Genomic DNA, 12,473 nt, shown 5'->3' with positions numbered 1-12,473 from the left:
ATTATATGAAATATCCAGTATTAAAAATACAGCAATTTGATTTAAGTAAAGTGGGGCTTCCTGACCAGTTAGAGGTTCTTTTTAACAATCCGTATCTTGTGGTTTCGCTTATATGTCCGGAGGTTGACAAAAGTTTGCAGAGTTATATTGACTTTAAAAATTTAAAGCCTTATGAATTGGCATGTAAGGAGTTTAACGGGGCTGATTATTTGTATTCTAAATTATATGTTAATGATGCGGGTAAACGTGTTTTTAGAGGTTTTTCTGGTCTTTATCCTGCTTTAGTCTCTCCTACATTAACCGTTATTGTGTCGTATCTTGAATTTGACAAATCGTAAAAATTATGAAAATTAAAAGAATATTTGCCGATGGCACGTCGGATTTTATAACGGCTAAAACTATCGATTCTGCTAAAAACAGGCAGGTTAAAAAAGGCAAAGAGCTAAAGGCTCTGCATATTATTGATATTGTTTCGGGTGTTGTTTTAGCTTTGATTAATGTTATAAAGGCTATAAAAAATTAGTTTTGTTTTTTTAAAAAAAGGTATAAATTAGATTAAAAATTTACGCACTATGAAATTATTTAAAACGCCTTGGTTTTATGTTGGCATTATGTTTCTTGTAATAACATTCACTAGTACATTTGCCAGATTGTTTGAACATTTAGATTATTACTTTGCTCAAGCCTTTAATTATAAGGATGATGTTAGAAGTAACCTAATATCTTTAATACCTTGGCTAGTTCTTCCGTTGGCTGTTACTTACTTTGTCTCTAAGTACATTATTAAATGTATTGTTGATAAGCGCTTGTATTAGGATATTTTAAGCGAACCGCAAACGCTGCTAAGTGTGGGCTTTATGCTCACATTTTTTTTTTTGCAAAAATTTGCGATAATGATTTTTTTGTTTACATTCGTCTCATTATCTAACAAAAAATACTCATAGTTAAACAAAACAGACAATCAAAAAAGCGATGATAACGGATTTTAACCGCTTGCCCCTACCTGATCAATTAAGACTTGTAAGGAAAGCAAAATGTAAAATGTCGTTATTGGAGATAGTTAAAATGTTAACAACGGTTAACCCGATAGTATCTCTAAGAAACGATAGGAGAATAAAATTAGTTACTAATCAAGACCTTTTAGATTAAGTCCTATCCTGTTAACTTAACATAACTAAAATTCCAGTATATGGATTAATATTATGTTAAGTTGTATTTTAGCAATACTAACCTACTCGCTGTAATCAGCTCAAAAAATCACAAAATAAATTAATGAATCAGTGCGATATCTTTATTGGAATTATAGTTCCTGAAGTTTGCGGTTAAGCTCCTGAACTTTGTCTGTAGCTTTTTTACGGGTGTAAATATCAAGCAGCAGCTGAACAGTTTTTTTATCGTTCGGATTGATTTCGTTGGCGCGCTGTAAAGCAAATTGTGCGCGATTAATTAAACCATTGTATTTACTGGCTTTATCGGCATCATTCTTTTTAAGCGTTTCGTTAGCGGTATTGATGTACGCGATGCTCAGTTGGTACAATGCGTCAAAATAATTCTGATCAGTTGCCAAAGCTTTATCGTAAGCTAAAATTGCGGTAGAATTGTTTCCGCCAACTTGCTGCAAATAACCGTAAAGAAAATACAGTAATTTACTACCCTTTTCAACTTGTAAGTTTTTTTCAATCAATGAAGTGGCTTTACTGTAATTTTCAGTATCGAGTAAAAGATTAATGTAGTCGTTGGTTAGGAAACGGTTAAACGGATTTAATACCAGTCCTTCTTCCAGCGTCCTGATTGCAGTTTCATAATCAGATTTTACTACATACATTTGCGCCATTTTTTGGTAAACCGACGGATTTTTAATGCCGTTTTCTTTGGCGCGTTTAAAATAATTTAACGATTCATCGTACGATTGAATGTTTAAAGCACAAATGGCCGTATTTAATGCCAATGTGGTATCTGCTGGAAACTTATTGCTTACTTCCTTTAAATCGGTAAAAGCTTCCTTAAATTCATTATTGAAAAAAGCTTCGTTGCCTTTATCCTGCTTTTTGATCAGGATATTGTGGTCAGATGCTTTAATCAGGCCAGAATTATCGTTGTATCTATCAAGCGATTTGGCTTTGGCCACCGCCTCTACTGCTGTATCGTAATATTTATTCGAATTGCCCTGATCGGTATCAATTATAGCCGCGAAAGAAGTTAAGTAGGATTTTATTGACCAGGTTTCTGTCCAGTTTTTTGTTTTACTGTCTTTCTCGGCCGATTCAATTGATTTTAAGCCATCGGTAATGATTGCCAGTTGTTTCTTTTGGTCTTCTTTATTGGCAATTGAAGCCTGCAATTTACCAACCGAATTTCTTGCGATCAGGATTTGGCTTTTTTGAGCTGCCGCGTTAAAAGAGACTAAAGTTAAAGCGATCAATGATATTTTAAAGCAATTCTGCATAGGATAAAGAAATGAGTAAAACTATAATAAACCATAAAAATAGACATAAAAAAAAGAGCCCCGAAATTTCAGGGCTCTTTTTTTAAAACGTTAACTAAATTATTGTTTAGGCAAAGCGTCTAAACGTTTTTTAATTTCGTCGTAGTTTTTAGTGTCGTTTCTGAAAGCGTAAATGGTTTTCAACGTTTCTAATGCACCTGCATTTTTGCTGTCAACCTCTAGTGCTTTTTTGTAAAAAGGAAGCGATTTATCTAACAAAGCGTTCATTTTAGCGGTTACTTCGTTAAATTCTTTCACTTTTTTAGGATCGATTTTATTTCTGTCGGCTTGTAATTTTAAAGCCTGACCGAAATAAATGTTTCCTAATAAAACCTGATAATTTGCATTGTTTGGTTCTTTAGTTGCTAAAGCTACCAGCATTTGCTCAGATTTTGCAGCATCACCCCTATCAATATAAATTTGAGTCTCAGTTTTGATCCACTCAGTGTTTTCAGGGAATTTAGCCGTTGCTTCTTTAATTACAGCTAAAGCAGCAGTGGTATCTTTCTGTTTGGCTAAAATGGTGCTGATAATTTCATTATACAGATCTTTAGATTGTGGCGCATTAAAAGCGATTACTTTTTTAAACTGGGTAATCATGCCCGGATAATCTTCAATCGTTCTTGCAGCAATACCTGCGTTTAAATACATTGAAGTATCCTGAGGGTTAATTTCGGTTGCCTGAACAAATTTTTGATAAGCAGTTTTGAAATCTTTTTTATTATAAGCAATTACACCACCGTTTCTAACTGCGTTAATTACGTTGGTTTCAGCTAAATTGATATTATCTTTCTCTGCACCTTTAGTATCCAGCTTTTTGGCTTCAACAATTGCTTCTCTTGCAATTTTTAAGTTTGCATCAGCATTTGCTGTGCTTACAGAATCTAAAATTGCAGCTGATGATGCAAAAAGTGCACGGTATGACCATGCTTCTGGCATTACTTTAGATTTTTCATCAGCAATAGCTTTATCGGTGTGAGCTAATCCTTTTGCTAAAGATTCTAATTTTTTTGCCAGTGGAGTTGAAGCATTAGACGAGGTTAGCTGGAATAAGCCCCAATCGTTTCTTGCTGCTGAAACTTCGCTTTTCTGAGCAAAAGCAGCGCTTACTGCACCTGCCAGAAATATACTTAGAAATACTCTTTTCATAATTTTTATTCTAATCTTAATTTTTAGTTAATTTTCTTCCGTTTCGTTATCTGAATCATCATCTTCGTCAGCATCATCAGCTTCTGCTGTAGTATCGGCTTCTAATTCTTCGCCATCAACTACAACACTTTCTAAATCAACTGTTTCTTCTTCATCTTCCTCGTGGTCGATTTTGGTTACCGATGCAATTTCGTCGTCGCCTTTTAGTGAGATTAAGCGTACGCCTTGCGTTGCACGACCCATAACCCTTAAAGCTGATACCGGAATCCGGATAACAATACCAGAACGATTAATGATCATCAAATCTTCGCTATCAGTAACGTCTTTAATCGAAACTAATTGTCCGGTTTTTTCAGTAACGTTAATGGTTTTTACTCCTTTACCACCACGGTTGGTTACACGGTAATCTTCAATATCGGTACGTTTTCCGTAACCTTTTTCTGATACTACTAACACGGTAACCTCAGGATTGTTTACAGCAATCATGCCAACTACTTCATCCTGATCGTGTGCCAGCCTTACACCGCGTACACCAGTAGCAGTTCTACCCATCGGACGAACAGTTTTTTCGTTGAAACGGATAGCCCTTCCTGAACGTAAAGCCATTACAATTTCGCTGTCGCCATTGGTTAAACAAGCTTCTAATAATACATCGCCTTCGTTAATGTTAATGGCGTTGATACCGTTAACACGCGGACGTGAATAAGCTTCAAGAGAAGTTTTCTTAATAGTACCTTTTTTGGTACACATAATAATAAAGTTGTTCTCTAAATATTCCTGGTCTTTCAGGTTTTTAACCTTAATGTAGGCCTTGATTTTCTCTTCTTTCGGAATATTGATGATATTCTGGATTGCCCTTCCCTTGCTGGTACGCGAACCTTCCGGAATTTCGTAAACCCTTAACCAGAAACATCTTCCTGCTTCGGTAAAGAATAGCATATAGTTGTGGTTTGTGGCCACCAACATGTGTTCGATAAAGTCTTCGTTACGTGAAGTACTGCCTTTTGATCCTTTTCCACCTCTACCCTGCGCTTTAAATTCGGTTGCTGGCGTACGTTTAACGTAACCTTCGTGCGAAATGGTAATTACTACCTCTTCATCGTCGATGAAATCTTCCATGCTCATATCTTCGGCAGAGTGAACAATGGTGGTTTTACGGGCATCGCCGAATTTCTGTTTTACTTCTTCCAACTCATCCTTAATGATTTGCATCCTTAAGCCTTCGTCAGCTAAAACAGATTTCAAGTATTCGATGGTTTTCATCAGCTCAGCATATTCTTCTTTAATCTTATCACGTTCTAGTCCCGTTAAACGACGTAAAGTCATATCGAGGATAGCACGTGCCTGAAGATCGCTTAAACCAAATTTCTCCATCAATCCTACGCGGGCTTCCTCCGGAGTTTCTGAAGCACGAATTAATTTAATTACTTCGTCTAAATGATCTAAAGCAATTAAATAACCTTCTAAAATATGTGCACGTTTTTCGGCTTCAGCTAATTCAAATTTGGTACGGCGAACAACAACATCATGACGGTGGTCTACGAAATGCACAATTAAATCTTTAAGATTTAGCATTTGCGGACGGCCTTTTACCAATGCAATGTTATTTACACTGAATGATGTTTGTAGCGCAGTATACTTATATAAGTTATTTAATACGATTGAAGCATTGGCATCGCGTTTAATTTCGTACACGATACGGATACCATCTTTGTTCGATTCGTCTTTGATGTTTGAAATGCCTTCCAGTTTTTTCTCGCCAACCAATTCAGCAGTACGCTCAATCATTTGTGCTTTATTTACCTGATAAGGGATTTCGGTAACAATAATTACCTCACGGTCTTTTATGTTTTCGATTTCGGCTTTGGCGCGCATTACAATACGGCCACGGCCAGTTTCAAAAGCTTCTTTTACGCCGGTATAACCATAAATGATACCACCGGTAGGAAAATCAGGAGCTTTTACAAACTTCATTAATTCTTCTACAGTGATTTCGCGGTTGTCGATATAGTTAATTACACCATCAATAGCCTCGGTTAAGTTATGCGGGGCCATGTTGGTGGCCATACCTACTGCAATACCACTCGATCCGTTAACTAAAAGGTTCGGGATTTTTGAAGGTAGAACCGTTGGTTCCTGCTCGGTATCATCGAAGTTTAACTGAAAATCTACTGTATCTTTATTAATATCAGCAACCATTTCTTCAGCCAGTTTACTAAACCTAGCCTCGGTATAACGCATCGCAGCCGGAGAGTCACCATCAATGTGGCCAAAGTTTCCCTGTCCATCTACCATTGGATAGCGTAAACTCCAATCCTGAGCCATACGAACCATAGTGAAATAAACAGATGCATCACCATGCGGGTGGTACTTACCTAAAACCTCACCCACAATACGGGCAGATTTTTTATAAGGCTTACCGCTGGTTACGCCCAGCCCCAACATACCGTATAAAACACGGCGGTGTACTGGTTTTAATCCATCGCGTACATCAGGCAAAGCCCTCGATACGATTACCGACATTGAATAATCAATGTAGGCCGATTTCATCTGCTCTTCTATATTAATTTGAATGATTTTGTCGTTCTGCTGATTCTCTAAATCTTCTGCCATAAATTATTATTCTCGTTACTAAAAACGATGTTTAAAAAAGGTATTGTTATAACCTTGCGAATTTAACAAAATTATGCCGAAATAAGGCATTGTGGAAAAGTTTTAGGCTTTCATTAGGGTTTTGAATCTCCTGACTGTTTTTAATTCGCTGTAGGTTAGTTTAAGCGTTTTTGGATAAGTCTATCAGGTTTTTAAAACCTGATAGACTTTATGCGGTTTGTAGAGAACTAAAATTGAGTTTATGGGGTAATTCTGATACTTTTGCGCATCAACCTTTTACACTATGGCAAACGAAAAAAAATCGGCAATGGGTTTTATTATGGTTACCCTCCTGATAGATTTTACAGGTTTTGGGATCATCATTCCGGTTTTACCAAAGCTGATACAGGATTTTACAGGTGGTGGCTTTGGTTTGGCAGCAGAATATGGTGGTTGGCTAACGCTCGCTTACGCCTCAGTACAGTTTATATCTTCGCCTATTATTGGTGCGCTTAGTGATCGCTACGGTCGCAGGCCGGTTTTATTAAGCTCTTTGTTTGGTTTGGGTATTGATTATATTTTCCTGGCTTTTGCACCTTCCATGATCTGGTTATTCGTTGGGCGGATTGTAGCTGGTATTACTGGTGCCAGTTTTACTACTGCACAAGCATATATTGCAGATATTTCTGCACCCGAAAAAAGGGCGCAGAATTTTGGTCTGGTAGGTGCAGCTTTTGGTGTAGGTTTTATCTTAGGGCCTGTATTGGGAGGCGCCTTTAGCCATTTTGGTACGCGCGTTCCTTTTATGGTAGCCGCGGGTTTATCGCTAATTAACTGGCTATATGGTTATTTTATTTTACCCGAATCGTTACCAGTAGAAAAGCGCAGAGCTTTTGAATGGAAAAGAGCCAACCCAATAGGTTCGTTACGAAGCATTGGCAAATACCCGGCTTTGATGGGGTTAATGGCTACTTTATTTTTATTGTATTTCTCCAGTCATTCGGTACAATCTAACTGGACTTTCTACACCATGGAGAAATTTAACTGGGATGCCTCATGGGTGGGTTACTCGTTGGGGTTTGTGGGCTTGGTAATTGGTGTGGTGCAAGGTGGCTTAATCCGGGTTATTTTACCAAAAATAGGCGAAAAGAAAGCGGTTTATTTTGGTTTGATGTTGTATATAATCGGTTTTGTGGCTTTTGCTTTTGCTACAAAGGGCTGGATGATGTTTGCCTTTATGCTACCTTATGGACTGGCCGGAATTGGAGGACCAGCGATGCAGGGTTTAATTTCTAACCAGATTCCTGCAAATGCGCAAGGCGAAATGCAGGGCGTTTTAACCGGTTTGCAGAGCTTGGCTGCGATATTTGCACCCTGGGTAATGACCCATATTTTTGCTTATTTTATTGAGGGGCATGCGCCGGTGTATTTTCCAGGAGCACCGTTTATTCTGAGTGCTGTTTTAACTTTGGTTGGGTTGTTTATTGCAATCAGATCGTTGAATAAATACCATTAGTTATTTCCCGCAAGTTAATAAGCGCATCCGTGTAATCCGCGAAATCAGCGGGAGATTTAAGCAAGTTTATTCCATCATTATTTTCCCGCAGATTTAAGAAGATAAACGCAGATTAAATTACGGTATCATTTGTATGCTCCGTGCAATCAGGAGGAAATAAAAAGTTACAACAACTCATTCGCCAGGTTGGCCAACTCGCTCCTTTCACCCTTATGCAAAGTAATGTGTGCATACAAGGGATGGTTTTTGGCGTTTTCTATTAAATATGACAATCCATTACTTTCCGAATCCAGATAAGGTGTATCTATCTGGTAAATATCGCCTGTAAATACAATTTTGGTATGCTCGCCTGCCCTCGAAATAATGGTTTTTACCTCATGAGGAGTTAAATTCTGGGCTTCGTCAATGATAAAGAAAATCTTAGTCAGCGTTCTTCCGCGTATAAAAGCCAAAGGTGCAATGGCTATTTTCTCAGTATTGATCAGTTCATCAATCTTTTCCGACATTTTATGGTCGCCGATAAACTGTTCTTTAATAAACCTGAGATTATCCCAGATGGGTGCCATAAAAGGATCGGTTTTCGATTTCGCATCGCCAGGCAGAAAACCAATATCTTTGTTGCTTAACGAAACAATGGGTCTGGTAACGTAAATCTGCCTGAAGTTTTTACGCTGTTCTAATGCGCTGGCTAATGCAAGCAAAGTTTTACCTGTTCCGGCATTTCCCTGTATGCTTACCAGTTTAATTTGGGGATCTAAAAGTGCATGTATAGCAAAAGCCTGTTCTATATTTTTGGGTTTGATTTTAAATATCGCATCAGTAGAAACGGCCGAAATGGTTTTTAAGCTATTGTTATAAAATACGTTGGCTGTTTTTCTTTTGTTTTTAAGAATGTAGAAATGATTGGCACTTTTGGCGGGGAGCCCGATATCTGTAGCATCAGTAAACGGTTGCTGTTTTACGGCCTCTATAATTTCTGTCGAAAAATTGTGCAGTTCAGTTTTGCCGGCATATAATTCATCTACATTTTTAATTTTACCGGTTTCGTAATCTTCGGCGTTTAACGATAAGGCTTTGGCTTTTAGCCTCAGGCAGATATCTTTCGATACCAGCACAACGCGTTTATCTGGATGTTCGGCCTTTAAACTTAAAGCAGCATTTAAAATTTTATGGTCGGTTTTGCCCTTGCCATACACCTCTTCGGCATTTACAGCAAGTGGGTTTTCGTTCAGAATTACTTTAAACTTACCCGAATTTGGCTTTTTAAGCGGAGTCCAGTCGCTGATGAGCTTTTGCTTAGCCGTTTCATCAATTAAGCGGATAAAGCTTCTGGCTTCGAAATTACGGGTATCGTTACCGCTTTTAAAATTATCGAGTTCTTCGAGCACTTGGATTGGAATGGCCACATCATGCTCATGGAAATTGTTAATCGCATCATGATCATAAAGGATTACTGAGGTATCCAAAACGAAAATTTTCTTTGTTAAACCGGGATCTGCTTTATCTTTTTTGGCCATAAAGTAAATTTAAGGTTTTAGCCATAATAAGCCGAAAGTTTGCCATTCTTTTTTAGCGTGCTTCAATTCTTTATTGGTGTTGGGCACTATCATTATATTGCCAAAGTACATTTATAATTTTCCATGAGTCATTCAGTTTTACCAGGTGCATATAGTCAATCCATTCATCGGCTAATAGCTTTACAGAAGCAGTCCTATCTGAAACATCAAGAAACTTAAGATCCTTTTTAGGGTTTACAGGGAATTTGTCGCTCTTCTTATTATAGCTTTCAGCCAATAGAACCATCGACTCTGCTGATGTTTCGCGCACATAATCTTTTCCGGTGGCCTTATCTTTCCAAAAAGTCCGTTTAACCAAACGTGGGTGTAATGCCTGTTCCATTTGCTTAGGATTGGGCTTGTGTTGCGATTCAATGTAATCAAGTGCGGCGCGTTTAATGTCTAGGCTATCTTGTTTCGTTTGTGCGAACGATGCTGTGGTTCCTAAAAGCAAGATGCTTAATATGATGATGTACTTCATGGCGTTAATGTGGTATTTGTTTTTAAATCAGTAACTTGTTATTGTTCAGGATAAATATATTCATTTCAAACTTTGTGATGCACTATTTATTTGCAGCAAAAATGTTAATTTTTAAGCCCTTCCCTTTTCCTGAAAGATAAAAAAACGATAAAATTTTTTAATTCAAAAAAATAAACGTTAATTAGACGATTATTTATTGTTATGAGCACAGCAAACTATGTAATAGGCGTAGATTACGGGACGGATTCTGTTCGTTCTGTTTTAGTCGATACCGCTAACGGGAAAGAAATTTCGGCCTCTGTTTTTCTTTATCCACGATGGCAAAAAGGTTTATATTGTAAACCTGCTATTAATCAATTCAGGCAACATCCGCTAGATTATATTGAAGGATTGGAATACACCATCAAACAGTGTATAGAAAAAGCTGGTGGTGCAGAAAATGCCCGACTGGTAAAGGGAATCTCTGTTGATACTACGGGTTCAAGTCCGGTGGCGGTTGATGCAAGTGGTACTCCCTTGGCCTTAACACCTGGTTTTGAAGAAAATCCTAACGCCATGTTTGTATTATGGAAAGATCATACCGCGGTTAAGGAAGCGGCAGAAATTAACGAGCATGCTACCAAATTCGAAACCAATTATTTAAAATATGTAGGTGGAATTTATTCCTCTGAATGGTTTTGGGCTAAGCTTTTGCGCACCTTAAGGGTCGATTCGGCGATTAAGAAAAGTGCCCAATCGTGGGTGGAACATTGTGATTGGGTTCCATTTTTACTCTGTGGCGGCAAAGATGTAACCACCATGAAACGCAGCCGCTGTGCCGCAGGACACAAAGCCTTATGGGCAGAAGAATTTAATGGTTTACCGCCAGAAGATTTCTTTAGCAGTCTCGATCCGCTTTTGGCTGGTTTCAGGGCCAAATTATTTAACGATACCGATACTTCTGATATTGCTGCAGGAACTTTATGTACCGAATGGGCTGATAAGTTAGGCTTAAATACCGATGTGGTAATTGGTGTAGGAGCTTTTGATGCGCACATGGGAGCTGTTGGAGGTCAGATTGAACCCTATTATTTAAGTAAAGTAATGGGCACGAGTACCTGCGATATATTAGTGGCACCAAACGAAGATTTACATGGTAAACTGATTAACGGTATCTGCGGACAGGTAAATGGTTCGGTAATTCCGGGGATGGCCGGTTTGGAAGCCGGACAATCGGCTTTTGGTGATGTATATGCTTGGTTTAAAAATTTAATCAGCTGGCCACTAAATAGTTTATTAACAGAATCTGAATTAATAAATGAAGCTACGGCGCTGGCTTTAAAGGAAGAGCTTGAAGCCAAGATTATTGCCAATTTGAGTAAGCAGGCCGATGCTTTAGAGGACGAAGATTATGCAGAGCTGGCTGTAGATTGGTTGAACGGTCGCAGAACACCTGATGCCAACCAGGAACTTAAAGGCGCTATAACAGGTTTAGGCTTGGGTACCGATGCTCCAAGATTTTTCCGGGCATTGGCTGCAGCAACTTGTTTCGGGGCTAAGGCCATTGTAGATCGCTTTATAGAACAAGGTGTACCTGTAAAAGGGATTATTGGTATTGGTGGTGTGGCTAAAAAATCGGCTTATATTATGCAAATGATGGCCGATGTATTAGAAATGCCAATCAGGATTCACCGTTTTGAGCATACCTGCGCTTTAGGTGCAGCCATGTTTGCTGCTGTTGCGGCAGGTATTTATCCAAACATTGAGGCTGCAATGGCTGCCATGGGAACTGGTTTTGAAAAAGAATACCAACCCAACGTGAAAAAGCAAAAGCTTTACCGCCAGCATTACGATCAATATTTAGGCCTGGGCCGTTACCTGGAGAAATACAGTAAAAAAGACGTAAAACCTTATTTATCATGAGCAACTATCAGGACATAAAACAGCAGGCCTACGAGGCCAATATGCAGTTGCCCAAACTAGGGCTGGTACTTTTTACCTTTGGTAATGTAAGCGCTGCCGATCGTGCTAAAGGCATTTTTGCCATTAAACCGAGCGGTGTGCCTTATGATGATTTAACACCGGAAAAAATGGTGATTGTAGATTTTGATGGTAACACGGTTGAAGGGAACCTTCGTCCCTCTTCTGATACCCAAACACATGCTGTTTTGTACAAACACTGGGAAAATATTGGTGGTGTAGTACATACCCACTCTACTTATGGTACGGCGTGGGCACAGGCACAAAAAGCCATCCCGATTTTTGGTACCACCCATGCCGACCATTTAACTGTTGATATTCCCTGCGCGCCTCCTATGGATGATGCCATGATTAAAGGCAATTATGAATATGAAACGGGTTTCCAGATTATAAACCATTTTGAAAGTTTAGGTTTAAGCCATAAAGAAGTAGAAATGATTTTAGTGGGTAACCACGCTCCTTTTACCTGGGGAAAAACTGCAGAAAAAGCGGTTTACAACAGCGCAGTGCTAGAAGCAGTTGCGCAGATGGCCTTATTAACGCAGCAAATTAATCCACAGGCCCCGAAGTTAAAAGACTCGCTCATTGAGAAGCATTATGAACGCAAGCATGGAGCCGGTGCTTATTACGGACAGAAGTAGTTAGTTCTCAGTTTTGAGCTGGCAGTTAGGAGTTTCATTAACCGAAATTGAACAAAAAATAAGAAACCTCACAGTTTTATAAAACCTGTGAGGT

10 protein-coding genes are annotated in these 12,473 nt (G+C 38.6%); 5 read left to right on the top strand and 5 right to left on the bottom strand.

Annotated features, from left to right (window positions below):
* The first annotated feature begins 5 nt into the window (after window positions 1-5).
* Together DBR40_RS19595 and DBR40_RS19590 are read left to right on the top strand one after the other, a co-directional pair.
* On the top strand, window positions 6-338 hold the full coding sequence (locus tag DBR40_RS19595) for a hypothetical protein (RefSeq protein ID WP_124561442.1): 333 nt from the start codon (window positions 6-8) through the stop codon (window positions 336-338).
* A gap of 5 nt (window positions 339-343) precedes the next feature.
* Entirely contained in the window at window positions 344-523 is a 180-nt protein-coding gene (locus DBR40_RS19590; RefSeq protein WP_124561441.1) for a hypothetical protein, read from the top strand.
* A gap of 777 nt (window positions 524-1,300) precedes the next feature.
* Here the strand turns inward: DBR40_RS19590 and DBR40_RS19585 are convergent.
* The 3 genes from DBR40_RS19585 to gyrA all read right to left on the bottom strand — a co-directional run bounded on the left by DBR40_RS19585 (window position 1,301) and on the right by gyrA (window position 6,247).
* Window positions 1,301-2,446 carry a tetratricopeptide repeat protein gene (locus DBR40_RS19585; protein WP_124561440.1) on the bottom strand — a complete coding sequence of 382 codons (1,146 nt, stop codon included), beginning with the start codon at window positions 2,444-2,446 and terminating at the stop codon, window positions 1,301-1,303.
* Window positions 2,447-2,545: 99 nt separating this feature from the next.
* On the bottom strand, window positions 2,546-3,634 hold the full coding sequence (locus DBR40_RS19580; protein ID WP_124561439.1) for a tetratricopeptide repeat protein: 1,089 nt from the start codon (window positions 3,632-3,634) through the stop codon (window positions 2,546-2,548).
* Between the two features lie 27 nt (window positions 3,635-3,661).
* Entirely contained in the window at window positions 3,662-6,247 is a 2,586-nt protein-coding gene (gene gyrA / locus DBR40_RS19575) for a DNA gyrase subunit A (protein ID WP_124561438.1), read from the bottom strand.
* A 283-nt stretch (window positions 6,248-6,530) separates the two neighbouring features.
* Between gyrA and DBR40_RS19570 the strand changes: the two genes are divergently transcribed.
* Window positions 6,531-7,742: a TCR/Tet family MFS transporter gene (locus tag DBR40_RS19570; RefSeq protein WP_124561437.1), complete on the top strand. Its 1,212-nt coding sequence runs from the start codon at window positions 6,531-6,533 to the stop codon at window positions 7,740-7,742.
* A gap of 164 nt (window positions 7,743-7,906) precedes the next feature.
* Here DBR40_RS19570 and DBR40_RS19565 read toward each other — a convergent pair whose 3' ends face one another.
* Window positions 7,907-9,259, bottom strand: coding sequence for a PhoH family protein (locus DBR40_RS19565; protein WP_124561436.1), 1,353 nt, complete (start codon window positions 9,257-9,259; stop codon window positions 7,907-7,909).
* 70 nt (window positions 9,260-9,329) lie between these two features.
* Window positions 9,330-9,779 (bottom strand): nuclear transport factor 2 family protein, encoded by a 450-nt coding sequence (locus DBR40_RS19560; RefSeq protein ID WP_124561435.1) that lies wholly within the window; start codon window positions 9,777-9,779, stop codon window positions 9,330-9,332.
* A gap of 201 nt (window positions 9,780-9,980) precedes the next feature.
* Here DBR40_RS19560 and DBR40_RS19555 point away from each other — a divergent pair, with 201 nt between their 5' ends.
* Both DBR40_RS19555 and DBR40_RS19550 read left to right on the top strand, forming a co-directional pair.
* Window positions 9,981-11,681 carry a ribulokinase gene (locus tag DBR40_RS19555; RefSeq protein WP_124561434.1) on the top strand — a complete coding sequence of 567 codons (1,701 nt, stop codon included), beginning with the start codon at window positions 9,981-9,983 and terminating at the stop codon, window positions 11,679-11,681.
* Window positions 11,678-12,379, top strand: coding sequence for an L-ribulose-5-phosphate 4-epimerase (locus DBR40_RS19550; protein ID WP_124561433.1), 702 nt, complete (start codon window positions 11,678-11,680; stop codon window positions 12,377-12,379). The genes DBR40_RS19555 and DBR40_RS19550 overlap by 4 nt, the downstream gene beginning before the upstream one ends.
* The last annotated feature ends 94 nt before the right edge of the window (window positions 12,380-12,473 follow it).

The sequence above is a fragment of the Pedobacter sp. KBW01 genome, from assembly GCF_003852395.1.
Lineage (GTDB): Bacteria > Bacteroidota > Bacteroidia > Sphingobacteriales > Sphingobacteriaceae > Pedobacter.
The sequence above is the reverse complement of the archived record's forward strand: the minus strand, read 5'-3'. Positions and strand labels throughout refer to the sequence as shown.